This window comes from Rhizobium deserti, assembly GCF_004358025.1.
GTDB lineage: Bacteria > Pseudomonadota > Alphaproteobacteria > Rhizobiales > Rhizobiaceae > Neorhizobium > Neorhizobium deserti.
On record NZ_SMTL01000001.1, the window covers coordinates 515,303 to 538,614 of the forward strand.

The 23,312-nt window shown below is 60.5% G+C and carries 23 protein-coding genes; 11 read left to right on the top strand and 12 right to left on the bottom strand.

Going from position 1 to position 23,312, the window contains the following annotated elements:
• Nucleotides 1-5 precede the first annotated feature (5 nt).
• From E2F50_RS02535 to E2F50_RS02545, 3 genes are read left to right on the top strand one after another with little or no spacing between them, the layout of a single operon-like run.
• Nucleotides 6-2,081, top strand: a complete 2,076-nt coding sequence (locus E2F50_RS02535; RefSeq protein WP_133314484.1) for a hypothetical protein — start codon at nt 6-8, stop codon at nt 2,079-2,081.
• A gap of 2 nt (nt 2,082-2,083) precedes the next feature.
• Nucleotides 2,084-2,500 carry a GNAT family N-acetyltransferase gene (locus E2F50_RS02540; RefSeq protein WP_133314485.1) on the top strand — a complete coding sequence of 139 codons (417 nt, stop codon included), beginning with the start codon at nt 2,084-2,086 and terminating at the stop codon, nt 2,498-2,500.
• Between the two features lie 41 nt (nt 2,501-2,541).
• On the top strand, nt 2,542-2,985 hold the full coding sequence (locus E2F50_RS02545; protein WP_133314486.1) for a GNAT family N-acetyltransferase: 444 nt from the start codon (nt 2,542-2,544) through the stop codon (nt 2,983-2,985).
• On the opposite strand, the gene E2F50_RS02550 is transcribed toward E2F50_RS02545, so the two are convergent.
• Both E2F50_RS02550 and E2F50_RS02555 read right to left on the bottom strand, forming a co-directional pair.
• On the bottom strand, nt 2,974-4,287 hold the full coding sequence (locus tag E2F50_RS02550; RefSeq protein WP_133314487.1) for an MFS transporter: 1,314 nt from the start codon (nt 4,285-4,287) through the stop codon (nt 2,974-2,976). The two genes, E2F50_RS02545 and E2F50_RS02550, sit on opposite strands and share 12 nt — an antisense overlap.
• 71 nt (nt 4,288-4,358) lie before the next feature.
• Nucleotides 4,359-4,859, bottom strand: coding sequence for a GNAT family N-acetyltransferase (locus tag E2F50_RS02555; protein WP_133315201.1), 501 nt, complete (start codon nt 4,857-4,859; stop codon nt 4,359-4,361).
• 274 nt (nt 4,860-5,133) lie between these two features.
• On the opposite strand from E2F50_RS02555, the gene E2F50_RS02560 reads away from it, so the two are divergent.
• Entirely contained in the window at nt 5,134-6,123 is a 990-nt protein-coding gene (locus E2F50_RS02560) for a glutathione S-transferase family protein (protein WP_133315202.1), read from the top strand.
• 42 nt (nt 6,124-6,165) lie between these two features.
• Here E2F50_RS02560 and E2F50_RS02565 read toward each other — a convergent pair whose 3' ends face one another.
• Nucleotides 6,166-8,337, bottom strand: coding sequence for a putative bifunctional diguanylate cyclase/phosphodiesterase (locus E2F50_RS02565; protein ID WP_133314488.1), 2,172 nt, complete (start codon nt 8,335-8,337; stop codon nt 6,166-6,168).
• Nucleotides 8,338-8,596: 259 nt separating this feature from the next.
• Nucleotides 8,597-9,085 carry an NUDIX domain-containing protein gene (locus E2F50_RS02570; protein WP_133314489.1) on the bottom strand — a complete coding sequence of 163 codons (489 nt, stop codon included), beginning with the start codon at nt 9,083-9,085 and terminating at the stop codon, nt 8,597-8,599.
• A gap of 65 nt (nt 9,086-9,150) precedes the next feature.
• Here E2F50_RS02570 and E2F50_RS02575 point away from each other — a divergent pair, with 65 nt between their 5' ends.
• From E2F50_RS02575 to greA, 4 genes are all read left to right on the top strand, one after another.
• Entirely contained in the window at nt 9,151-10,104 is a 954-nt protein-coding gene (locus E2F50_RS02575; protein WP_133315203.1) for a metallophosphoesterase family protein, read from the top strand.
• Nucleotides 10,105-10,203: 99 nt separating this feature from the next.
• Nucleotides 10,204-10,692: an RNA polymerase sigma factor gene (locus tag E2F50_RS02580; protein ID WP_133314490.1), complete on the top strand. Its 489-nt coding sequence runs from the start codon at nt 10,204-10,206 to the stop codon at nt 10,690-10,692.
• Nucleotides 10,689-11,534, top strand: a complete 846-nt coding sequence (locus E2F50_RS02585) for an anti-sigma factor family protein (protein WP_133314491.1) — start codon at nt 10,689-10,691, stop codon at nt 11,532-11,534. Before E2F50_RS02580 ends, E2F50_RS02585 begins: the two co-directional genes overlap by 4 nt.
• A 108-nt stretch (nt 11,535-11,642) precedes the next feature.
• Nucleotides 11,643-12,125 (top strand): transcription elongation factor GreA, encoded by a 483-nt coding sequence (greA, locus tag E2F50_RS02590; protein WP_133314492.1) that lies wholly within the window; start codon nt 11,643-11,645, stop codon nt 12,123-12,125.
• A 92-nt stretch (nt 12,126-12,217) separates the two neighbouring features.
• Here greA and leuA read toward each other — a convergent pair whose 3' ends face one another.
• The 4 genes from leuA to E2F50_RS02610 all read right to left on the bottom strand — a co-directional run bounded on the left by leuA (nt 12,218) and on the right by E2F50_RS02610 (nt 16,008).
• A complete protein-coding gene (leuA, locus tag E2F50_RS02595) occupies nt 12,218-13,927 on the bottom strand; it encodes a 2-isopropylmalate synthase (protein WP_133314493.1) in 1,710 nt (569 codons plus the stop codon).
• A 358-nt stretch (nt 13,928-14,285) separates the two neighbouring features.
• Nucleotides 14,286-14,543 (bottom strand): type II toxin-antitoxin system BrnA family antitoxin, encoded by a 258-nt coding sequence (brnA, locus tag E2F50_RS02600; protein ID WP_133314494.1) that lies wholly within the window; start codon nt 14,541-14,543, stop codon nt 14,286-14,288.
• Nucleotides 14,512-14,793, bottom strand: coding sequence for a BrnT family toxin (locus E2F50_RS02605; protein WP_133314495.1), 282 nt, complete (start codon nt 14,791-14,793; stop codon nt 14,512-14,514). Before E2F50_RS02605 ends, brnA begins: the two co-directional genes overlap by 32 nt.
• A 27-nt stretch (nt 14,794-14,820) precedes the next feature.
• Complete coding sequence (locus tag E2F50_RS02610; protein ID WP_133314496.1) at nt 14,821-16,008, bottom strand: benzoate/H(+) symporter BenE family transporter; 1,188 nt, start codon at nt 16,006-16,008, stop codon at nt 14,821-14,823.
• A gap of 181 nt (nt 16,009-16,189) precedes the next feature.
• Between E2F50_RS02610 and E2F50_RS02615 the strand changes: the two genes are divergently transcribed.
• Nucleotides 16,190-18,886, top strand: coding sequence for a bifunctional diguanylate cyclase/phosphodiesterase (locus tag E2F50_RS02615; protein ID WP_133314497.1), 2,697 nt, complete (start codon nt 16,190-16,192; stop codon nt 18,884-18,886).
• 111 nt (nt 18,887-18,997) lie between these two features.
• Here E2F50_RS02615 and E2F50_RS02620 read toward each other — a convergent pair whose 3' ends face one another.
• A complete protein-coding gene (locus E2F50_RS02620; RefSeq protein ID WP_133315204.1) occupies nt 18,998-19,588 on the bottom strand; it encodes an ATP-dependent Clp protease proteolytic subunit in 591 nt (196 codons plus the stop codon).
• Nucleotides 19,589-19,898: 310 nt separating this feature from the next.
• Here E2F50_RS02620 and E2F50_RS02625 point away from each other — a divergent pair, with 310 nt between their 5' ends.
• Both E2F50_RS02625 and E2F50_RS02630 read left to right on the top strand, forming a co-directional pair.
• Entirely contained in the window at nt 19,899-20,489 is a 591-nt protein-coding gene (locus E2F50_RS02625; protein ID WP_133314498.1) for a HupE/UreJ family protein, read from the top strand.
• Nucleotides 20,490-20,582: 93 nt separating this feature from the next.
• Nucleotides 20,583-21,404 (top strand): DUF2076 domain-containing protein, encoded by an 822-nt coding sequence (locus E2F50_RS02630; protein WP_133314499.1) that lies wholly within the window; start codon nt 20,583-20,585, stop codon nt 21,402-21,404.
• 37 nt (nt 21,405-21,441) lie between these two features.
• Here E2F50_RS02630 and queF read toward each other — a convergent pair whose 3' ends face one another.
• The 3 genes from queF to E2F50_RS02645 all read right to left on the bottom strand — a co-directional run bounded on the left by queF (nt 21,442) and on the right by E2F50_RS02645 (nt 23,298).
• The gene (gene queF, locus E2F50_RS02635) at nt 21,442-21,906 is read right to left on the bottom strand and encodes a preQ(1) synthase (protein WP_133314500.1); all 465 of its coding nucleotides are present in this window, start codon (nt 21,904-21,906) and stop codon (nt 21,442-21,444) included.
• On the bottom strand, nt 21,903-22,820 hold the full coding sequence (locus tag E2F50_RS02640; protein ID WP_425375345.1) for a cation diffusion facilitator family transporter: 918 nt from the start codon (nt 22,818-22,820) through the stop codon (nt 21,903-21,905). Before E2F50_RS02640 ends, queF begins: the two co-directional genes overlap by 4 nt.
• Before the next feature lie 175 nt (nt 22,821-22,995).
• A complete protein-coding gene (locus tag E2F50_RS02645; RefSeq protein WP_133314501.1) occupies nt 22,996-23,298 on the bottom strand; it encodes a HigA family addiction module antitoxin in 303 nt (100 codons plus the stop codon).
• Nucleotides 23,299-23,312 lie beyond the last annotated feature (14 nt).

Below are 23,312 nucleotides of genomic sequence, written 5' to 3' on the forward strand. Positions count from 1 at the left end.
AGCGGATGACCATCGAATTTGCCCCCTTCTTCCCCTGGTTCGTTCTTGCCACACTTGGCCTGCTGGCCGTTATCCTGACAGTGCTGGCCTTCTGGCGAAGCGTGCGCGGCGCCAGCATCCGCGCGCTTGCGCTTGCCGCTTTGCTTCTGGCGCTTGCCAATCCCACCCTCAATCAGGAGGATCGGGAACAGCTGTCCACCATCGTACCCGTTATCGTCGACCGCTCACAAAGCCAGGACACCGCCCAGCGCCAGCAGCAAACGGATGCCGCGCTGGCAGGTCTGAAGGAACGATTCTCACGGTATCCACGCATCGAGACGCGTGTCGTCGAAGTGGCCGACGACGGCGATTCCGACACGCCGGCAACCAAGCTGTTCACCGCGCTTCGCTCCGCCATTTCGGATGTACCGCCGGCACGGATCGGCGGGGCGGTGTTCCTTACCGACGGCCAGATCCACGATCTTCCCGGCACCAACCAGGATCTCGGGTTCAATGCGCCTGTCCATGGGCTGATCACCGGCCAGCCGGATGAATTCGACCGCCGCGTCGAAGTGGTGCGGGCGCCGCGGTTCGGCATCGTCAACGAGGAGCAGGAACTCACCCTGCGGGTCTTCGACGATGGTCGCCCGCAGGGTCAAGCCGGCGGCACGGCGGAAGTCACGGTCAAGATGAACGGCCAGCAGATCGCCACGCTGCAGGCGGCCCCAGGGCGGGAAACCCCCTTTTCCTTCACCGTTCCGCGCGGCGGAAATAATGTCATGGAATTCTCGGTCGCCGAACTTCCCGGCGAAGTGACCACCGCAAACAACCGCGCCGTCCATGTCATCGACGGCATCCGCCAGAACCTGCGCGTCCTTCTCGTTTCAGGCGAACCGCACGCCGGCGAGCGGGCCTGGCGCAATCTGCTGAAGTCGGACGCTTCCGTCGATCTCGTGCATTTCACCATTCTGCGTCCGCCGGAAAAGCAGGACGGCACACCGATCAACGAGCTCTCACTGATCGCCTTCCCGACCCGCGAGCTTTTCGTTGAAAAGATCAAGGATTTCGACCTGATCATTTTCGATCGCTACAAGCATCGCGGCGTGCTGCCTATCCTCTACTATGACTATATCGCTCAGTATGTGGAGAACGGCGGAGCGCTGCTGATCGCGGCAGGGCCCGAACATGCGGGCGAGGATTCGATTGCCGCAACGCCGCTGGAACAGGTGCTGCCGGCCGCCCCGACTGGCGAAATGCATGAGGCAGGTTTTTATCCGCATCTGTCGCAGATCGGCACCAAGCACCCTGTTACGCGTGGCCTTGATGGGTCGACGTCCAACCCGCCGGCCTGGGGCCGCTGGTTCCGGACCGTGGATGTCGATCCGCCGCAGGGTCAGACGGTGATGGAAGGTGACGGAAGCCGTCCGCTGCTCGTTTTGAACCGGCAGGGTGAAGGCCGCGTCGCCATGCTTCTGTCCGACCAGGGCTGGCTCTGGGCCCGTGGCTTCGAAGGCGGCGGCCCGCACGTGTCGCTTTACCGCCGCATTGCGCACTGGCTGATGAAGGAGCCGGAACTGGAGGAAGAGGCGCTGACTGCCCGCGCGGTCGGTCGAACTCTGCAGGCAACCCGTCAGACGATCGGCGACGATCCAGGTCCCGCCACGATCAAATACCCCTCCGGCCGGACTGAAACCCTGCCCATGACAACCTTTGGTCCTGGTCAGTATCGGGTGGAGCGACGCATGGAGGAGACGGGTCTGTTCGAAGTGTCCAACGGCGATTTCTCGACCCTTGTGCATGTCGGCACCGTCGATGCGCCGGAGTTCAAGGCGATGATCTCCACCGAAGACACGCTGAAGCCCTATGCGGAAAAAACCCGCGGACTGGTTACCCGGGTTGCTTCCGGCGCCGGCGTGACATTGCCGGACATCCTGCCGGTACGCGGCGAAGTGCGGGTCAGCGATCCGGACCGGATGGTGATCCGCATGACCGACGAGACCGTTCTGAGAGGGATCAACAGTTTGCCGCTGTTCGCCGGCTTCGCCGGGCTTTCGGCTCTGCTGTTTGCCATCGCCGCCATGTGGTGGCGCGAGGGCCGCTGAGAATGGCCGATCTCGACCTGACATCCGAGCCCTCACCCGAAGAGCTGGCCGTGATTGCCGACGGCTTGACCGTCTTCAACGAAGGCGAGGTCGGTGCTTCGGAGCGCTTGCCACTCGCGGTTCTGATCCGCGACGAGGAAGGCCGGACGATTGGCGGCCTGTCCGGCTATACATCCTGGGGATGGCTTTTCACCCAATTGCTGTTCATTCCCGAAGTCTTGCGGGGACAGGCAATGGCAGCCCGTCTTCTCGATCGGGCGGAAGGGGAAGCACGCCGGCGCGGCTGTCACGGCGCCTGGATCGACACCTTCAACCCGGTAGCACTCGCGGCGTACAAGCGACAGGGCTACGAAGTGTTCGGCGAGCTGCCGGGCTTTGTCGGTGGACGCACCCGCACCTTCCTGAAGAAGCCGCTTTAGTTTATCCCTTCGCGCGTTTCTGAAAGCAAATGGTGCTACATATGCCTGTCGAACTCAAGGTCACAGAAGGTCTCGCACCGACCGAGGAAGCAGCAATCCTCGAACTGTTGAAGGCCCATAATCTTGCGGCCTTCGGGGAAAGTCATCGGCGCGAATTGACCATTCCGCTGTATGATGAAGGCGGCAGCATCCATGGTGGCCTTGTCGGCTATACCGGACGCGGATGGCTCTATGTCGCCATGCTTTTCATACCCGAGGATCGGCGCGGCCAAGGGCTTGCAGCTCGCCTGCTCGATCTGGCGGAAGCCGAAGCTCGCGCCCGCGGCTGCATCGGCGCCTATATCGACACGATGAATCCGCAGGCGCTGCGGCTTTACCTGCGCCACGGCTACCGGGAGATCGGCAGCTTGAAGGGTCTGGCCGGCGGCCACGCGGTCACCTGGCTTGAAAAGCGCTTCGACACCACGGAAGCTTCAAGCGAGTGACATGTCTCGGGTTTCGGTCTTCATGGTCAGCCCGATCAGCCCTGCGATGAACAGCAGACCGGCGAAGATGCCGATCGTCAACCCGAAACCATGCGCGATCACATTGCCCATGAGCGACGGTGCAATCAGCCCGCCGAGCCGCGCCATGCCGCCGGCAGCCCCCATGCCAGTGGCGCGCGAGCGGGTCGGAAAGAGCTCCGGCGTGTAGGCGTAGAGGGCTCCCCAGGTTCCCAGCAGCGCAAAGCTCATCAGCATCAGGGCGCCGCCGATAAAGAGCGGATTGGAGCCGATGACGAACAGCAGGCAGCCAAGTGCGGAAAGCAGGCAGAAGCCGATCAGCGTCGGCCTGCGGCCCCATTTCTCGACGCCATAGGCGGCCAGCGCATAGCCCGGCAGCTGCGCCAGCGCCACTAGCACCAGAAAACCGTAGCCGCGCACAAAGCCGAAACCTTCGCCGGCAAGCCGCGCCGGCATCCAGGTAAAGACGCCGTAATAGGAAACGGAAACCAGAAACCAGATCGACAGGATCGCCGTGCTGCGCTGGCGAAGTGCCGGAGAGAAAATACCGAGTTTCTCCATCGGCGGAGGAGGCAAAAGCTCCTCGTCGTCGGCAAGCCTAGAGCCGGTGTTGAGATCGAGGATGCGGTCGACCACCTCCCGTGCCTCCCCTCGCTTGCCGGTTCGCAGCAGGTAGATCGGCGATTCGGGAATGAGCACGCGCATGCCAATGCCGGCCAGGGCTGGAATGGCGGTGACCGCAAAGATGATCCGCCAGGCATCGACGGCGCCGTATGCACTCGCCGCCCAGGCCGTCAATGCGACGATGAGGGTGCCGAGCGCCCAGAAACCTTCGAGCATGACCAGCCAGCGGCCCCGGTTCCTGGCCGGCAGGAATTCCGACATCATGGCATAGTCGACCGGCAGCGTGCCGCCGACTGCCGCACCGGTCAGAAAGCGCAGCACCAGGAGGATGGTGAAGTCGGGCGCGAAGATCGACAAGGTCCCGAAAAGGGCGTCGCAGGCGACCGTGGTGATCAGCACCGAACGGCGGCCGATCCGGTCGGCAAGCCTGCCGAAGCCGATGGCACCAAGAAGCATGCCGAAAAAGAAGACGGTGCCGGTCTGCAGCGCTTCCGGCACCGTCAGCCCGAAGGTGGCAGCAATCGATGCGGCGGTGAAGCCGACAGCCAGCACCTGCATGGCGTCAGCGGTCCAGACCAATCCGAAAATGCCGATCAGCCTGCGCTGATATCGTCCGGCCCCGGCGCGGTCCAGCGCCTGATCCAGGGTAATCGATTTCATGCACCCGTCCCTCGCCCGCGCGAACCGGCCGGCGACGCCGCCAACCTCTCGGAGTGCTTAGCGGAAAGGTTCTATCCGCGCCAGCCGATCGTTCCTTTGAGACGTGCATGCACGTCTTGAGCGAAAGGCACGACGAGAATCCGGTTCATGTCCACCGGACCTGGAAACTGCAGCGCGCCATGGGCGACCTTCTCGAAGCCGAGCGGGCAGTAATAGGGCGGATCGCCGACCAGGATCACCGCTTCCGAACCCTGCCGTCTTGCAGCCTCCAGCGCGATCCGCACAAGTTCGCGGCCGATGCCGCGGCTCTTGTGCGAAGGCCGCACCGCCAGCGGGCCGAGAAGATGGCCATTGACCTCCCCCGCCAGAACCGGCGTCATTCGGACGGAGGCGATGGTTTCGCCGTCATCCGCACAGATAAAGGAAAGCCCGCGGTCATGTGGTCCCTGCTCGCGGATGCGGGCGGCGGCGCGGGTATGCCGGCCAGGGCCGAAAGCTTCCTCGTTGATCAGTTCGATGACGCCATCATGGGAAGCGTCTTCCGTGAGGTAGACAAGGTCGTGCTTTGGCAGGAGATTGTGCTTGGACATGGGTGACTGGAGCCGTGGAAAGTGAGCGGACGGGACAAGCGATCTTGAAGACGCGTTTCAGCGTCGTTTCCGGTAGATCAGCGTCGTCGCAGCGCCCGTGCTTCAGTCATGTAGTCATGTTCCAAATTGTGCGAAAATCGAGGTATCAGGAAAATTCCGCTTCGTCCAATGCAAAAACACAGTGTTCGACAAATGCCGTCTCGCCATCCGCAACCGCTGCCGTATCTACAGGGGCAACGAAATGAAGGAGATCGTCATGGGCATGTTGGTCGATGGAAAATGGCAGGATGTCTGGTATGACACGAAGGAAACCAAGGGCCGATTCAAGCGATCGCAATCGCAGTTCCGCAACTGGGTGACAGCGGATGGCGCGGTCGGCCCCTCGGGCGCCGGAGGCTTCAAGGCAGAGGCAGGGCGCTACCATCTCTATGTCTCGCTCGCCTGCCCCTGGGCCCACCGCACCCTGATCTTCCGCAAGCTGAAGAAGCTAGAGGACACGATATCGGTCTCGGTTGTCGATTATCTGATGGTCGAGAATGGCTGGGAGTTCAAAACGCGCGACGGCGCGACAGGAGATGACCTGTTCGGCCTCGACTACCTTTACCAGCTCTACCTGAAGGCGGACCCGACCTATTCCGGCCGCGTCACCGTGCCGGTCCTTTGGGACAAGCAGCAGAACACCATCGTTTCCAACGAAAGTGCTGAAATCATCCGCATGCTCAACAGTGCCTTCGACGGCATCACCGGCTCGGCGCTCGACCTTTATCCGCCGGATCTGCGCCATGAAATTGATGCCCTCAACGCCGTCATCTACGACAAGGTCAACAATGGCGTCTACAAGGCCGGCTTTGCGACGACCCAGGAAGCCTATGAGGAAGCCGTCACGGCGCTGTTCGAGACGCTCGACATGCTGGAGGAGCGGCTGGGCATTAGCCGCTATCTATTAGGCGATACTGCAACGGAAGCCGATTGGCGGCTGTTCGCGACGCTTCTGCGGTTCGACCCGGTCTATGTCGGCCATTTCAAATGCAATATCCGTCGGATTGCAGATTACCCCAATCTGTCGGCCTATCTGCGCGATCTTTACCAGCAGCCCGGCATAGCCGACACCTGCAACATGCTGCATATCAAGAACCACTATTACCAGAGCCACAAGACGATCAATCCGACGGGCATCGTCCCGGTTGGCCCAGTGGTCGATCTCGATGCGCCGCACGCGCGGGAGAAAATGAAACGGGCGGCTTGAGGCGATAAGACATGGGCCGGTGGTACGGATCTGGCCTGATGCCTATACTGCCACCGCCCGCCGTTCCGGACCCTTGACGAGCAAGTGGACCGCCGCCTCAGACAAGGGACGTGAGAGCAGGAAGCCCTGCAGGTCGTCGCAGCCAAGCTTCTGGAGTGCAGCCCGCTGCGCCTCGGTTTCGACGCCTTCCGCAGTGATCTTCAGTCCCTTCGCACGTGCCATGCTGATAATAGCCATGACAATCGCCTTGTTGTCGGCCTTGTCCATGTCGTCGACAAAAGACTTGTCGATTTTGATGCGATCAGCGTCGATCGTCTGCACGCGCGAGAAGGAGGCGTAACCTGTCCCAAAGTCGTCGATCGCGAAGCTGACACCTGCCGCCCGTAAGGAAGCAACGTTGTTGATGAAGTGGCCGTCCTTATCGACGGGCAGGCTCTCCGTCAGCTCGATCTCAAGGCGGTTAGGATCGATGTGGGAAGCGGCAAGCGTGCCGATGACGCGGAGCGCATAGCCTGGCGAGCTGAGTTCGAGAACGGAAACGTTGATCGCCACACGGATGGCAGGCAGCTCAAAAAGAAGCTTGCAAACGTCCCGAAGGACTAGCGTCCCGACCTCGTGAATAAGGCCCATTTCTTCCGCAAGAGGAATGAATATCTCTGGGCTGATAAAGCCCTGCCTTGGATGCATCCATCGGGCAAGCGCTTCAAATGACGCAACCTTCCCGTCATCAAGAGAGAAGACCGGCTGGTAGAAAGTCTGGATCTGAATGCCGGATGCGACCGCCTCACGAAGATCGTCTTCCAGACGTCTCCGCTTCTGCAGCAGTTCGTCCATATGGCTGCCGAAGATCGCGTAAGTATTTCGACCTGCAGCTTTCGAGTGATAAAGGGCGATATCCGCCTGGCGGGTAAGCTCCAGATAATCCGTCTTCCCGGAAGAGGTCGCAACACCGACGCTTGCACCGATCGAAGCGTGCGCACCGCCCTCAAGGTCGAAGGGCTGGTTGAGACATTTGATGATCTGTGAGGCGATTTGGTCTGCTCGTTGGGCATCGTCTCCTTCGAGAAGGATCGTGAACTCGTCTCCACCGATACGAGCGATCAGCGCCTTGGCAAGCAGAGACCTCAGCCGAGTGGCAACCATGGTGATGAGCTTATCACCTGCAGGGTGGCCGAACGTGTCGTTGACGGCCTTGAACCGGTCGAGGTCGACAAAAAGAACGCTGAGCTTATCTTCCGAAGCGCCTTCCAGGCGTTTGGAGAGCTCCTTGTTGAAATGAGCGCGGTTGGCGAGCCCTGTCAAAGAATCGTGCGACGCCTGGTGTAGAAGCTCGGCCCTGCTGGAGGCGAGCCGCGTGCCGCGCCGCCAGATCATGCCTCCAAACAGGCTTGCCGCAGCGGCAATGGCGACGAATGCCAGCACGAGTGCAGGTGCCGTTGCTTGAAGCACGCTTGAACCGGGCCTGAATGGAATCCAGTGGAAATAGCCGAGCACGACCCCGGAGTGGGAGATGAGGGGCACAAACGAGCGGCTCAGGTCCTTGGTCGGCGCTAAACTGAACTGCAAGTCCGAAAACTCGTACTCCGTGCCGATCTCGTTTGGCAGGTTACCGTCGAGGAAGCGAACGGCGACATGCAGGTTCTCCTGCCCGGGCTCCTGTTGGATCTCGCCACTGTCGGACACGATCGGCTTGACGCTGACGATGGCAGGTCGCAGACCAACATAAACGAGATCGGCCTCTCCAATCGATAATACGCGTTCGTTAGTTCCTTCGGTGTCGCCGCTTGCCAGACGTTCTTGAAGTCTCTCGGCAAGCGGTAGATAGGCTCGGGCAAGATCATCTGGCCTTGGTCCATCCTCGGTGGAAAAACGGTAAATGAGGTTGCGATCTGCGCTAAGTACCAGGGCTATATCGTGACCAAAATAGGTATGCATCCAGGCACCTACATTGGTATCGAGCCATTCTAGATTTCTCGCTATAGCGTTGCGCACAGCGTCATCCCAGACAGTTGCACTTTCCTGATCGTGGGCTATCGCGGTGCGCAGCTTGGACACGGTGAGTGTAACCAGACCTTTTTGCCGAGTTTCCGCCACTTCGTCGATCCGCAGCGCCGCCCAGTTGAGGGTAAGGTAGAGGAGGCCGCAGATCGTAAAGGAGAGGGTTGCCGGGAGAGCAAACCGAAGAAACCATTGTGACTGCATCTGCTTGATCATGCGAACCTGCTTTCGTATCTATGCAGGTGGTAAAACAGAGAGTCTTAAAATGCCTCCATGGAGAATGGTTACAGGGGCATGAAGACGCGGGCCGGGCAAACTCGCCACATCACAAACAGGCTGTCAGCCTGATCTGCCAGTATAGAAACGCCACCAAGACTGTTGGGTTTGACGAAGCTCCGCCCGCGTTTCACGGACTGCACTATGCGGAGACCTATGCGCATTCCGGCGGCTTAGGAGCCAAGCCGTCGCTTGGTGGTTACCAATATTCGCCTCGTGGCACCTCATCCGCGAGCTCCTCCAGCCTGCGCAACGTGGCCGAAGTCACGCCATCGGGAAGAGCATCCAGCGCAAAGAACCCGCTTTCGGCAATCTCCCGATCCGGCAGCCGCGGCGCCGTCTGTTCGACGCTGACCTTGTAGAACAGCACATGGTCCCTCGGGCTGGCATTGCGGTTGAGATAAACATGCAGAAGCTCCGGCGCCCCGCGGATTTTGAGATTGCCCTCTTCCCGCAATTCCTTGGCAAGCGCCTGCAAGGCCGTCTCGTGCCGCTCCACCCCGCCGCCGGGCATGTACCAGCCGGGGACATAGGTATGCCGCACCAGGAATATGCGGCCTTTGTCGTCGAAGCAGGCGGCCCGTACGCCAAGCGTCATACCGCGCGTCAGCATGAAGAACCGGTGCAGCAGCCACACGGTGACGCGCGTGCGTGCATTGCCGATTTCGGCTATTCCTGGGCCGGTCATGCATATCTCCGGCAAAGGCCAGAAAATCGATAACGTTTTGGCGGTTCGTGCGTTATGCCAAAACCATGTTCAAATTCGCGCATATTTCCGACATCCACCTGGGCCCGCTTCCGAAGCTGTCGCTTCGCGAGCTCTTTTCAAAGCGCATTACCGGCTTTGTGAACTGGCATCGCAATCGCAGCAAGCACCTTTTCGTCAACACGCTTGACCTGCTCTTGAGCGATCTGAAGCTGCGCGAACCGGATCAGCTGGTGATTACCGGCGATCTGGTCAATCTTGCGACCAAGATCGAGACACGGCTTGCAGGCGAATGGTTGCGCACCATTGGCGATCCGCACGATACAACCGTCGTGCCCGGTAATCACGATGCCTATGTCCCCGGTGCCCACGATAAATCCGTCAACGAATGGTACCCTTTCATCAAAAGCGACGACGATCCGGCGCAATGGCCGGAAGACGATCATATCTTTCCCACTATGCGGCGGCGCGGCCCGATCGCCATCATCGGATGCTCGACATCGAATGCCACCCTGCCCTTTTCGGCATCAGGCTATTACGGCTCCCGCCAAGCGCGTGAAACGGTCAACCTTCTCAAGCAGGCCGGTGAGGAGGGCCTGTTTCGCGTCGTGCTGATCCATCATCCGCCTATCCGCGGCGCCGCCTCCTCCCACAAGCGGATGATCGGCATCCGTCGCTTCGGAGCCGCTATTTCCACCGGCGGTGCAGAACTCGTTTTGCACGGACACACCCATCTCAACACGCTTTATTGGCTCAAGGGCCGCGAGAAGCAGGTGCCGGTGGTTGGCATAGCTTCGGCGTCTCAAGGGCCTGGCGGCCACAAGCCTCGGTCTGCCTATAACCTGTTCACACTGACGGGCGAGAGGGGCAACTGGAACCTCCTGCGGGAAAGATACAGCCTCACCGAAAAAGGCGACGGAGTGGCGCTGGAGGACAGCAAGCTCCTGTACGGCACGATGCCCGCCGAGGTTTCCGTGCCTGAAGCGGCAAGAATTCTGTAGAATATATCTGGCGCCTGTTGCGAAATGACCACATCCAATTCATAGCTGAAGCTTGTTGCCGCAATTGTAACGCAGATTCCGAGTAAACTTGTTCAGCACATGAGCCAATCGACCCCAACAACTGATATCCGTCGCGATCTGGTCGCGCTCCTGCCGCGACTGCGCCGCTTTGCGCTGACGCTGACGGGCAGCGCGCCGGAGGCGGATGATCTTGTGCGGTTGGTCTGCGGCCGGGCGATCCACAAGAGCCACCACTGGAAAGGCGAAGGCCGCATCGAAAGCTGGCTGTTCAGCATGATGCGCAGCGCCTGGGCCGATGACGCCAAGAAGCGCCGCAAATCCGACGCAGCAAGCCAGTCGGCTGATCTCAACGCACCCGCAGGCGACCCGGCAAGAGCCAATTATCTGCTTCTCTCTCTTCCCGAAGGCTTAGCCAGCAGTTTTCTTCTGGTTGAGGTTGAGGGCTTTACCTACAAGGAAGCTGCCGCTGTCCTCGGTCTCTCGAAGGATGTGCTCGCTTCCCGTCTTTGCGCTGCACGGCTTAAGCTTGCAGCTCTTGGCATGGACGTGGCCGAACGGAGAGCATGACATTGCCAAACGCCCAGCCCTCCGCGCTCGAACTGCGCCTTTCCAGTTATCTCGACGGTGAAGCCAGCGACCAGGACAAGCACGAGCTCGAGGCTCTGCTCGTCAACGATTCTCAGGCACGCGTCCTGCACGATTCGCTCAAGCGCGGCGGTGAGTTCGGCCGGCGGGTTCTCGACGACATGCTGAAGGAACCGGTGCCACTCGATCTGGTGCGCACGATCAAGAACGCTCCCTTGCCGCGCCGCGCCGTGCGGCTGCCGCAGGCGCCGCGTGCTCCACTTGCCTTCCGTCCCTCCGGTGCGCAGGCGCTTCTCGCCTGCCTCCTGTTTTTCGGGGTCGGCGGCGGCATTGGATATATGCTGGCCGCCCATCCGCCCATGCCGGATTTCGCACGGACGAGCGCACCTGCCTCCGACGCCCGCGACTGGCTGGATGATGTCGTTGCTCATTACCGTCTTTATGAGCGACAGGAGAGCCGGCTCAGCGAGATCGGCGCCGATCGCCCGGCTGACATCCTCCAATGGCTGACGACCAATACCGGCGTCAGCTTCCGAATTCCTAATCTCAGCGACAGCGGCTTGACCTTTGCGGGCGCCCGCCTGGTCGCGGCCGACGGCTTGCCGCTCGGTGTGCTGTTTTATAAGCGCAGCGACGGGGAGAACGAGGTGATTGCCCTTACCTTTTCGAAGACCCGTCCGGATACCGGTCGCCCGATCGAAGATATCCGCAACGATACCGGGCTGGTTTCCTGGAGCACGCCGCTGGCCACCTTTGTTCTAGTCGGCCCGTCCTCGGCTGCCGATCTCGATGATATCGCCGCCAAGGCGGCCGGCTTGATCTAGTCTGATCAGCCAAGAGAAGCTGAGGTGGCCCCAAGCTAAGGGCTCGATGAGCCGCGTGGCCGCATTCGGTATGGCCCGCGGCGCATTGACTTATGAACGGAGTTCAGAATGAGCGTCGCCTTCGTTAAGGAAGAGAGTGCGGAAACGGCTGCAGAAACCCTGCTGCCCGACCGCCCGATCTCGCCGCATCCCAACCTCGTCACCGAGGCCGGGCTGAAAGCGATCGAGGCGGAACTGCAAAAAGCCCGCCAGGCCTATGATGCAACCAGTGGCATAGAGGATGTTAACGAGCGCCGGCGCCAGGCGGCCGGGCCGCTGCGCGATCTGCGCTATTTTGCAGCCAGGCTCCACTCGGCCCAGGTTATGCCAGCTCCAGCCACTACGGTAACTGTCGGTTTCGGCAGCACCGTCACCTTCAGCCGTGACGACGGACGAGTACAGACCTACCGCATCGTGGGAGAAGACGAGGCAGATCCGAAAAGCGGAACGATATCGCATGTTTCGCCGGTCGCCCGTCTTTTGTTCGGCAAGGCCGTTGGAGACGTGGTCAGCATGGGTGAGCAGGAACTGGAGATCACCGCAATCTCGTAAAGCGGCCAGCACCACACCGTTGGCTCCCAACCTCGCAAGGGCCGCCCGTCTTCGACAGACGGCCCTATCCTTGGCCAGGCTGAGCCTTGACCTCAGCCCCGCGCCGCCAGCACCCGGTTGGCCGCCGAAACGATGGCCTCGAGCGAGGCTGCCACGATATTGGTATTAATGCCCGCGCCAAACAGCTTTCCGCCCGGATGCTCCATTTCCACATAGGCGATGGCCGAAGCATTGGAGCCATGCTGCAGCGAGTGCTCGGAATAGTCGGCGACTGACAGCTCCACGCCAAGATAGGTCGACAGCGCGTTGATGAAACCGTCGATCGGGCCGGTCCCCTTGCCCTCGATCCGCTTCACTTCTCCCCGGTCGGTTATCTCCGCCGAAACCACCCGCACGCCCTTCTGCTCGACGCCGGCCGGATAGGTGTTGTGATCGACGAATTTCAGCCGGCCCTCGGGCTGCTCCACATAGCGGTTTATGAAGTGGTCGTAGATCCGCCTCGATGGAAGCTCGACGCCCTCTTCATCGGTGATGCGCTGGATTTCCTCGCGATATTCCACCTGCAGGTTGCGCGGCAGGTTCAGCCCGTAATCTTCAGCCAGGATGTAGGCGATGCCGCCCTTGCCCGACTGCGAGTTGATGCGGATGATCGCCTCGTAGGAACGGCCGACGTCACGCGGGTCGATCGGCAGGTAAGGCACTTCCCAAACGGGATGATTGGCAACCTTGATGGCTTTCATGCCCTTGTTGATCGCGTCCTGATGGGAGCCGGAAAAAGCGGTATAGACCAGTTCGCCGACATAGGGGTGTCGCTCGGGAATGACCATTTCATTGGAATATTCGTAGACCTGCTTGATCCGCTCGATGTTCGAGCAGTCCAGTTGCGGATCGACGCCCTGTGTATACATGTTGAGTGCCAGCGTCACGACATCGACATTGCCGGTGCGCTCGCCATTGCCGAACAGCGTGCCTTCGACACGGTCAGCGCCCGCCATCAGGCCGAGCTCGGTCGCGGCAATGCCCGTGCCCCGGTCATTATGGGGATGCAGAGAAATAATGACATTCTCGCGGTTGTCGATATTGCGGCACATCCACTCGATCTGGTCGGCATAGATGTTCGGCGTCGCCATCTCGACCGTCGAGGGCAGGTTGAGGATCAGCTTGTTTTCCGTCGTCGGCTTCATTTCCGCAATCACCGCGTTGCAGATCTCCAGAGCCACTTCCAGTTCGGTGCCGGTAAAGCTTTCCGGCGAATATTCGAACCGGAAATCGCCGCTTGCCCTCGCGGCCATGTCGGTGATCATCTTGGCGGCATCGACTGCAATCTGCTTGATGCCGGCGACGTCCTTGGCGAACACGACGCGGCGCTGCAGTTCAGATGTCGAATTGTAGAAATGGATGATTGGCTTATGCGCGCCTTCGAGCGCCTCGAACGTGCGGGTGATCAGTTCCGGGCGGCACTGCACCAGCACCTGCAGCGACACGTCCTGCGGCACGCCGCCCTCTTCCACGCACCAGCGGGCAAAATCGAAATCGGTCTGCGAGGCCGACGGGAAACCGATCTCGATTTCCTTGAAGCCCATGTCGAGCAGCAGCTTGAACATGCGGGCCTTGCGGTCGTGGCCCATTGGATTGACCAGCGACTGGTTTCCGTCCCGCAGGTCGACCGAACACCAGATCGGCGCCTTGTCAACGACCTTGGAGGGCCAGGTGCGGTCGGGGATGTTGATCGTTGGGTAAGGCCGGTATTTCACGGTTGCGTCGGGCATGCCCGATCTGGAAGAATTGGCTTTGGCGTCCATCGGTCTCGTCTCATCTCGTTCTGACGCCCCGACCAGCCGCCCTTTCGGGTCGAGCCTTCGTCGATGCGGACCTTGAAGGTCTATCTGCTCTGGTCTTGAAAGTTCTTGAGAGGAGCTCTTATGCCGGGCGGGCTTGTCGGCCGCCGGGCGCTCCTCAACGGACCCGGCAACCGCGCGTAAGGTCGAGGCTAAGAAGCGAGGAAAGCGCAAATACCGTCGTTCCGGCCGCGGTGCGGCTGGTCAACGAACGGTCAGACATGATTGCGCCTGTCATGATCATCCAGAATCTATAACCGCGGAGCAGAGGATGTGCAAGCCCACTCCAACCACCGTGACCGGCTTGATTAGTTCCCAGCCGCTACTGCGCGGCGTCCTGTCCGGCAGCACCCCGCTCCTTTAGCCGCTCCTCGAGCCACCGCTGCACCAGTTGCTGGCGAGTGACGCCGAGCTTTCCGGCTTCCCGGTCTAAGGTGCCAAGAAGCCGAAGCGGCAGATCGAGTTCCGCGGCACCGAATTGCTCACCGCCACTTCGGGCGTTTTCCCAGTCGAGATACTCGCTGATATCCTCGCCCCTATCAAATCTCTCATCGAATTCCTGGGCGGAAATGGTCTTCATAACGTCGCCTTTCCGTGTCATGTGCACGCCGCACCGAGATAATCCGTATCGATCGGCCGCGCAGCGTATAGATGGCAACCCACAACATCCCGCCTATACGGCCGATCCGCGCAAAACGATGTTCGTTGTCGGACCTGGCATCAAGGTCCAGATAGGCTCCATCGCGCCACAGCGCCTGCGCTTCTAAGAAATCGATGCCGTGCTTGTTTTTGTTGGAGGCGCTTTTCTCGGCATTGAACTCGAACTCCATGCCGGCCCCGCGCCACGCGAACACAAGTCATGGCATCATACGCTTGCGCAACACCCGCTGCAACGCCATCATCACGCCGCCGGCTACCAGCCCCCAAAACGCGCCCGATATGCCTGCGAACGGCAGCCCGGACGCAGTGACCAAGAAAGTAATGGCTGCCGCCTCCCGGGTTTCCGGTTCGCGAAATGCTGCAAAAGCAGAGTTGGAAAAGGCGCCGATCAGGCCAAGACCCGCCACTGCCTGCAGGAGGATCGGCGGCGCCAGCGACACGAAGGCGATGATCCCGCCTGCGAGCAAGCCCATGCCGATATAGCCGAAGCCCGCAATGATGGCCGCCCAGTACCGCCTGCGTGGATCGGGATGAGCGTCTTCGCTGGCACACATGGCAGCCGTGATCGCCGCCATGTTGATCGGAACGCTGCCGGCGAAGGCCCCGAGAATTGAGAACAATCCGGTGCCGGCAAACAGAAGCCCCGGAGGAGGCTCGTATCCATGCACCTTGAGAATGGCGATGCCGGGAATGTTCTGCGAGGCCATGGTGACGATGAAGAGCGGCACGGCTACGGAAACAAAGCCATGCCAGGTGAAGACGGGTGCTACGAAGGTAATATCCGGATGAATGGCGGTCGCCAGTTGAGCCAAGGCATCGGGGGCCAGATGAACGCCGAAGATCAGGACCAGGATCAGTGCGCCGAGCGAGGCCGGCACCGCCCATAGCCGCCAGCGCGACACGACGATGGCCCATGTCAGCACGATTGGAAGGCCGAGCGCGGCGTCATAGGCGACTGCCTTGACCGGTGCCAGGCACAGGCCGAGCAGGATGCCGGCAAGCATGGCATTGGCCAGCGGCGCTGGTATCATACGGATTGCACGACCAAGCGGCCGAACCAGGCCTGACAAAACAATCAGCGCGCCGCAGATGACGAACGCGCCGACCGCTGCGGGAAAACCACCCTGGACCATGCCGATGCCTGAAAGCAATGCTGCTCCGGGCGTGGTCCATGCCATGCTGATCGGCATTCGATACCAGGCGGAGAAGCAGATGGCGAGCAGGCCCATGGCGACCGAGGCAGCCAGCAGTGCGGAGGCGATCTCCGGCGCCGCTGCGCCCATCGCCTGAAGCCCCTGCATGATCACGGCGAAGGAACTGATGAAACCTACAAATGCTGTGAGCAGGCCCATCATCAGAGCGGAAACAGAAAAGTCTTTGAGCATTGGGAAGACCCGTGAAGGTAAAGGCGTCATGGAGCACAAGCTCGCCCATTCAGGCAAGGCCGACATACCCGCAATAAGACCATTGCTGGTAGATCAGGCACCAAGCTTCGGTAGCGACAGGCAAATTAGATAATGTTAAAGCTTCTATGGGAGATTGTGCTTCTGTGTACCGGAAGCCCTCATGATCCTTGTTGCATCCCCCGATAAGCATAGTGCCGCCCGATCGCGTTGGTCCGGGATGAGCTATTTTCTTCCCGCCATTCTCGCCGTAACGGCCGTGGCGATTGCGGTCATCCTGGGAGACCTCGAGGAGCATACGGAATACCGTGCAACCGAACGCCTGAAGACGGCCGAACAACTGGCAGAAGTCGCCTCGAACATCGAGACAAATATCTATGGCAATGTAAGGCTCGTTCACGGTCTCGTGGCCGCCGTTGCCGCCAATCCCAATATCAATCAACCGCAATTTGCCGCACTCGCCGAACGCATTTTTGCTGTGCCGTCGCAATTGCGCAATGTGGCTGCTGCACCCGAACTCGTGGTCCGCTATGTTTACCCTGAAGCCGCCGCTCGGGGAGTTGTCGGCCTCGATTACCGTGCCAATCCGGAGCAATACGGCGCCGTACTTCAGTCCGTGCAGCGCCGAGCTTTAACGATAACCGGGCCTGTCAAGCTGAAACAGGGCGGCACCGGGCTTATGGCGCGCTATCCCGTCTTCTCGCTCGCCGGCGGCCGGTTCTGGGGCGTCCTGACGGCCGTTATCGATCTGGACAAGCTTTATGCCGACAGCAATGTCAACACGTCCCAGCAGCCACTGGAAATTGCAATCTCGCGACGGCCGGCGCCGACACAGGAGGACCTTTTCCTCGGCAGTCTTGGCGTGTTCAACAAAGATCCGGTCACCGCGCGTATCGAACTCGGCTATGACACATGGTATCTCGCCGCGGTACCCAGAAGCGGCTGGCAGCTTTCGCCGCCGGATATTGGCGCCTTTCGCACCTTCAGTTTCCTGATTGCCTTCTGTATCGTCGTCCCGCTGGTTTGGGCCGGCATCCTCATGAAGCAGCGCTCGCGCAACATCGTCATCCTGCAGCAACGCGAAGAAGAGCTCGAAGCTTTGTCCCAGCGCCTGGCACTGGCGTTAGAAGCATCGGACATCGGCGTCTGGGAATACGAGCCTGCGACGGACACGCTAATCTGGGACCGGCGCATGTCCGAGCTGTATGGCGCGCCGGCCGACAAGGCCGTATATGCCTACGCAGACTGGCGAGGAGCGGTCCATCCGGACGATATCCATTCGGCTGAAAAACTGCTCATCCAGTCTGTCAACGAAGAAATACCTTATATCACTCAATTCCGTATCCTGGCACCGTCCGGCGAAGCCAAGCATATCCGTGCGCATGGCGCTATTTACCGCACGTCAAGCGGTGTGCAACGACTGGTGGGCGCAAATTGGGACGTCACGGAGGATGTTGTCACGCAGACCGAGCTGCGCGATGCAAGGTCCCGGACCGAAGAGCAGAACCGGCAGCTGCACACCGTCCGGAGAACGCTGGAACACCAGTCGCTGCATGACGCTCTGACCGGCCTGCCGAACCGTCGTTTCCTGGACCAGTTCATGGAAGCGGCCGTATCGACTGATGCCACGAACCGGCTCGCCTTCATCCATTTCGACCTGGATCGCTTCAAGGAAGTCAACGATACGCTCGGCCATGCCGCTGGAGATGAAGTCCTGAAGGAAGCGACGGCCCGGGTCTTGAAGCTGATCGGCCATGACGAATTTGCGTCGCGCATCGGCGGCGATGAATTCGTTGTCGTGACCAGTGGACCAGCGCCGGAAGAAAGAGCACGCGAGCTCGCCTGCGCCATCGTCAAGGCCCTTTCAGCACCGATCCGCTTCGACGGCATCGAGTGCCACATCGGCTGCAGTGCGGGTATTGCCTGCCAGACATCCGTAAGCGAGCAGCCGCGCCAGTTGCTGATCAACGCCGATGTGGCGCTTTACGAAGCGAAGAAGCGCGGCCGCAACAGGATGGAAATGTTTTCGCACGACCTCCTGCTTGCGACAATCCAGACGAAGCGCACCTCCGACGAGCTCATCACGGCTATAGACAATGACCAGATCGTGCCGTTTTTCCAGCCGCAGTTCGATGCGCATACGTTGGAGATCGTGGGCGTCGAAGCGCTCGCAAGATGGCAGCATCCGGTGCGTGGACTGCTGGCACCGGACCAATTCCTGGGCATAGCCGAGAGCCTCCACCGCGCAGCCGATATCGATGCCATCATTCTCGAAAAGGCGCTGTTTCAGGCAGCCCGCTGGCGCACGCTCGGGCTTGTCATCCCCAACCTTTCCGTCAACATATCAGCCCAAAGGCTGAAGGACGAGCGCCTGATGAAACGGCTGGAAAGCCTGTCCTTCGTTCCAGGTTCGCTGTCGTTCGAGCTCCTGGAATCCATCTCCTTTGACGGCCACGATCAGGATTTACGTGAGGTCATCAACGAGTTGAGGGATCTGGGCATCGATATCGAGATCGACGATTTCGGCACCGGCCATGCGTCTATCGTCAGTCTGCTGGAACTCGGCCCGAAGAGATTGAAGATCGACCGCAAGCTGATCGCGCCGCTTCAGGCGGCTGGCTCGCAACGCCGGCTGGTCGCCGCGATCATCGAAATCGGTCGCTCCCAAGGCATTGAAATCGTCGCAGAAGGCGTCGAAACGGTGGCCCATGTGGAAATCCTGCGCAGTCTCGGCTGCCAGACCCTGCAGGGCTATCTGTTCGCCAAGCCCATGTCGGGCAATGATTTCGTGGCCTTTGCCGGTCAATGGCAAGATGAGCACCAGGCAGAGGACCGACTGATCACGGCGCAGGCCGTCTGAGACGCTGCCTAAGAAGGGACTGTCGTTCTGTCAGCCAGGACAGCAACATGCAAAGAAAAAACCCCGCCGGTGGCGACCGGCGGGGTTTCTAAAAGAGGCATTAGGCTTGGATCAAGCGATCTCGGACTGGTTGGTGATCACCCGCGCGGCGAGACCATAGGCAACCGCTTCATCTGCACCGAGCCAGTAATCGCGGTCGATATCGGCGGCGATCTTTTCTTCCGTCTGTCCGGTGGCCTTGGCGAAGATCTTGATGAGCCGCTGGTTCATCTTGATGATTTCGCGGGCCTGGATCTCGATATCCGATGCCATCCCGCGGGTGCCGCCGGACGGTTGGTGTAACAGGAAGCGGGTGTTCGGCAGGGCGATCCGGCGCTCCTTCGGAGCCGCTACATAGATGAGCGCGCCGGCGGAAGCCACCCAGCCCGTGCCGATCATCCAGACCTTCGGCTTGATGAACTTGATCATGTCGTGGATCGAGTCGCCTGATTCCACGTGACCACCAGGGGAATTGACGTAGATGCGGATGTCATCGTCGCTGGCTGCAGACAGTGCCACCAGCTGCGTGTTGACCTTCTGCGCCAGTTCCTGGGTGATGGGCCCATAAATGAAGATCGAACGCGACTTGAAAAGGTTCGCCTCCGTTTCCTTGCCGAGCGGTAGTTCCTTCGTCTTGTCGTCGTTGTCGTCTTCGTCGTTCAGCACGGTCAAAGTCTCCTGCATGAAATTCATATACGGGACATAATGTGTTCGCCGCCGTAAAACAATGCGCGAAAGAGACTAAGGTGAACGTGGCATGGCTGGTCTTGCGAGTGCCGATCCAGCCAGAAGCAATGCCCACCGATCAGCGTACAGACCGTGACATACCCTGCCCCACGTCACGGGCAATGCCCGCCTGGGCTAAATGACGTAGAGCACGCGCCGTAGCTGAAGCGATTGGCAATGGACAGGCGAAACTGGCTTGCCTATCCTCAGGCCTTGCCAGTTTTGATCATCAATTTTGGAGACCAAGATGCTGAGACGCCTTTCGCTTTCCGCTGCTATTCTGACTGCGGCCGCCGCGCCTGCATTTGCGCATCTCGACCCCCTGGCGCATGGATCGTTCATGGCAGGCGTGTCGCATCCGCTGTTTGGTTTCGACCACGTGCTGGCCATGGTAACGGTCGGCCTTTGGGCCGCCCAGACCGCCGGGCGGGACCAGGGCAGCGTAACGACTTTATGGGCGGTTCCAGCGGCCTTCGTCGCCACCATGGCCCTTGGCTTTGCTGCAGGCACAGCCGGCGTCGCCCTGCCTTTCGTCGAACCGGCAATCCTCGCCTCGGTGATCGCACTTGGTCTTCTGGTGTCGATGGCGGTAAAGCTTCCCGTCCCGGCGTCTGCAGCCGTCGTCGCCGTCTTCGCGCTGTTCCACGGCTTCGCCCATGGCGAAGAACTCGGCACGGCGGGCGCGTTGCAGTTCGGGCTCGGCTTTGTGGCGGCCACCGCGCTCCTGCACGGCGCCGGCATTGCGCTTGGCCTTGCCGCATCCCGCTTTGCCCCTGCTCTTGCCCGCCTCGCCGGCGCCCTGACTGCGCTGATCGGCCTGTCGCTGGTTTTCGGTTGAGAACCATGACGAAGATTTAAGGGATTGCGGCTTTGAAAAACTGCAATCCCTGCCTACCTCCTTGGTGAGACCACAGTCCGCAAGGAGACCGCAATGTCACCGGAAGAACGCCAGCTTCTCACCGCCCTTTTCGAACGCGTCCGCACCGCATCCTCGACGCCGCGTGATCCGGAAGCGGAAGCGCTGATCGATCAGGCGACCCGCCAGCAGCCCTATTCGACTTACTATCTGGCCCAGGCCGTCATCGTCCAGGAAAAGGGGCTTGAGGCTGCAGCCGCGCGCATCCGGGAACTTGAAGAGCGGGTTCGCCAGATGGAGACAGAAGGGGGGGAGCACCGCCATGGCGAAGAAGGCGGCGGTTTCCTGAGTTCGATCTTCGGCTCCGGCCAGTCTCCAAGAGCCGCGCCACCCGTGTCGTCTGCGCCGCCATCCGGCCCCTGGAGCAGCCCGCCGCGCCAGAATTACCAGCCTCCGCGCGGATATGATCCCCGCTCCGAAGACGACGGCTATCGCGCGCCGCAGCCTTCCGGGCGTTGGGGCGGCCAGGGCATTCCCTCGGCCGGCAGCAGCTTTCTCGGCGGAGCGCTCGGCACGGCTGCAGGGGTTGCGGGTGGCATGCTGCTTGCCAATTCGCTGTCAGGCATTTTCGGCAACCATATGTCCTCGCTCGGCTGGGGCTCACCTTTAGCCGGCCATAACCCGTTCGGCGGCGAGGCCGCCAATACGCCGACCGAGGAAACCGTCATCAACAACTATTACGGTGACGATGCCATCCGGGAAGCCTCCAATAGCGATGCCGACAATCCCGATCCTAGCGACGGCCTGCAGCAGGCCGACTTCGGCAACGATTATGCCGGCGACGCTTCCGATTTCGGCGGCGATGATCTAGGCGGCGATGACAATCTGAACGTCTGAGCCTGGATCAGGCGGTTGAGCTTTGGCCCACGACGCCCTAGCCCCGGCCGCGATAGGTGGGAACGCCCTGATCCGGCAGCCAGACGCCGGCCGGGACAGCGCCTGTCTGCCAGAAGACGTCGATCGGAATGCCGCCGCGCGGATACCAGTAGGCGCCGATCCTGAGCCATTTCGGTGCCAGAAGATCGACGATCCGCTTGCCGATATAAACGGAACAGTCCTCATGGAAGGCGCCGTGATTGCGGAAGGAATGCAGGAAGAGCTTCAGCGACTTCGATTCCACCAGAAAGCCGTCCGGGATATAATCTATGACGATATGGGCAAAGTCGGGCTGGCCGGTCATCGGGCAGAGCGAGGTGAATTCGGGCGCCGTGAAGCGCACCACATAATCGGTTCCCTGGTTGCTGTTCGGCACTCTTTCCAGCACCGCTTCTTCCGGCGTCTTCGGCGCTTCCACATTCTGGCCGAGCTGGGAAAGCCCGCTGACATCAGTCATGGTCATTTATGTGTTCCTTCAAGTTCAACTCTTCGTCCATGGGCGCGCTCGCTTTCAGGCTCCACATGGATGGTCGGTGTTGCGCCGGGAATAACCGCTCTGATCGCATCTTCCAAGCGATCACAGATTTCATGCGCTCCGCCGACGCTCATATCGGCCGGCACGACCAGGTGAAAGTCGATAAAGGCTGCAGCCCCTGCCCGCCGCGATTTGAGATCATGCACACCAAGAGCGCCTGCTGAATGGACCGTAATCGTCTCGCGCACCGCCGCTTCCTCGTCAGGCTCGAGCGCCTTGTCCATCAGTCCGCCCAACGAATGGGAGATCACCTTATAGCCCTGCCACAGGATGTTGAATGCAACGACGATGGCGAGCAGCGGATCGAGGATCGCATAGCCTGTGACGATGGCGAGAACCAGGCCGACGAAGACGCCGGCCGAGGTCACCACATCCGACATGAGGTGCTGGCCGTCGGCCTTCATCGCCGGTGAGTGATGGGCCTTGGCTGTTCGGATCAGGATGGTCGCCCAGACCGCATTGATGATGCCGGCGAGGATATTGATGAAAAGGCCGAGCCAAGGCGCTTCCGGCATCCTTGGTGTCGTCAGTCCGCCCCAAGCTTCCTGCATGATCAACAGGGCGGCCAGGACGATCAGCACGCCTTCCAGCACGGCAGAAAGATATTCCGCCTTGTGATGGCCGAACTGGTGGTCGTGGTCGGCCGGCCGGCGCGCATAGCGGACAACGAAATAGGCGATCAGTGCGGCCGCCACGTTGACCAGCGATTCCAGCCCATCCGACAGTAGCGCGACCGATCCCGTCACCCACCAGGCGGCGAGCTTCAGCCCCAGAACGCCGAACGAGATGGGAATGCCCCAAAAGGCTAGCCGCTCGACCATGTTCCCCTCTGTCGCCACCATCACGTCCCTCGTTGCGCCTGCGAACGATTTGCAGGATCACCGCTCAAAACAGCGAAACCGCCGCTGCGAGATGCTCTCGCGGCGGCGGTTTCGGATAAGCGATGCATATGAATGAAGCGGCTAGCTTTGTCAAAGGCCAGACATGACAAGTGCAGGTCAGTTGACCTGCCGGGTTTTAAGCCGCCGCCTCGTATTCCGGGATCCGTGCAAGTTCATCCTTGAGCACCTGAGCCTCGGTTTTGAGCTCGAAACTGTTCTGGAGATTCATCCAGAATTCCGGCGACGTCTTGAAGAACCTGGCCAGACGCAGCGCAGTATCGGATGTAATACCCGTTTTTTGCGCCACGATGCGCTCGATGCGCGTGCGTGGAACGTTCAGCTTCTTGGCGAGCGCATATGGAGACATCTCCAGCGGTTCAAGATAAAGCTCGCGCAGGATTTCGCCGGGATGGATAGGCGGAAGCGTGCTGATACCCATGTCGATCTCCTGTT

Coding starts and splice junctions, on each gene's coding strand:
- brnA (WP_133314494.1), bottom strand. CDS start 14,543: ATGAAGACCATTTCCGCCCAGGAATTCGATGAGAGATTTGATAGGGGC.
- E2F50_RS02560 (WP_133315202.1), top strand. CDS start 5,134: ATGGGCATGTTGGTCGATGGAAAATGGCAGGATGTCTGGTATGACACG.
- E2F50_RS02580 (WP_133314490.1), top strand. CDS start 10,204: ATGAGCCAATCGACCCCAACAACTGATATCCGTCGCGATCTGGTCGCG.
- E2F50_RS02535 (WP_133314484.1), top strand. CDS start 6: ATGACCATCGAATTTGCCCCCTTCTTCCCCTGGTTCGTTCTTGCCACA.
- E2F50_RS02625 (WP_133314498.1), top strand. CDS start 19,899: ATGCTGAGACGCCTTTCGCTTTCCGCTGCTATTCTGACTGCGGCCGCC.
- E2F50_RS02540 (WP_133314485.1), top strand. CDS start 2,084: ATGGCCGATCTCGACCTGACATCCGAGCCCTCACCCGAAGAGCTGGCC.
- E2F50_RS02550 (WP_133314487.1), bottom strand. CDS start 4,287: ATGAAATCGATTACCCTGGATCAGGCGCTGGACCGCGCCGGGGCCGGA.
- E2F50_RS02615 (WP_133314497.1), top strand. CDS start 16,190: ATGATCCTTGTTGCATCCCCCGATAAGCATAGTGCCGCCCGATCGCGT.
- E2F50_RS02585 (WP_133314491.1), top strand. CDS start 10,689: ATGACATTGCCAAACGCCCAGCCCTCCGCGCTCGAACTGCGCCTTTCC.
- E2F50_RS02570 (WP_133314489.1), bottom strand. CDS start 9,085: ATGACCGGCCCAGGAATAGCCGAAATCGGCAATGCACGCACGCGCGTC.
- E2F50_RS02605 (WP_133314495.1), bottom strand. CDS start 14,793: ATGGAGTTCGAGTTCAATGCCGAGAAAAGCGCCTCCAACAAAAACAAG.
- E2F50_RS02630 (WP_133314499.1), top strand. CDS start 20,583: ATGTCACCGGAAGAACGCCAGCTTCTCACCGCCCTTTTCGAACGCGTC.
- E2F50_RS02575 (WP_133315203.1), top strand. CDS start 9,151: ATGTTCAAATTCGCGCATATTTCCGACATCCACCTGGGCCCGCTTCCG.
- E2F50_RS02565 (WP_133314488.1), bottom strand. CDS start 8,337: ATGATCAAGCAGATGCAGTCACAATGGTTTCTTCGGTTTGCTCTCCCG.
- E2F50_RS02640 (WP_425375345.1), bottom strand. CDS start 22,820: ATGGTGGCGACAGAGGGGAACATGGTCGAGCGGCTAGCCTTTTGGGGC.
- leuA (WP_133314493.1), bottom strand. CDS start 13,927: ATGGACGCCAAAGCCAATTCTTCCAGATCGGGCATGCCCGACGCAACC.
- E2F50_RS02610 (WP_133314496.1), bottom strand. CDS start 16,008: ATGCTCAAAGACTTTTCTGTTTCCGCTCTGATGATGGGCCTGCTCACA.
- E2F50_RS02645 (WP_133314501.1), bottom strand. CDS start 23,298: ATGGGTATCAGCACGCTTCCGCCTATCCATCCCGGCGAAATCCTGCGC.
- greA (WP_133314492.1), top strand. CDS start 11,643: ATGAGCGTCGCCTTCGTTAAGGAAGAGAGTGCGGAAACGGCTGCAGAA.
- E2F50_RS02545 (WP_133314486.1), top strand. CDS start 2,542: ATGCCTGTCGAACTCAAGGTCACAGAAGGTCTCGCACCGACCGAGGAA.
- queF (WP_133314500.1), bottom strand. CDS start 21,906: ATGACCATGACTGATGTCAGCGGGCTTTCCCAGCTCGGCCAGAATGTG.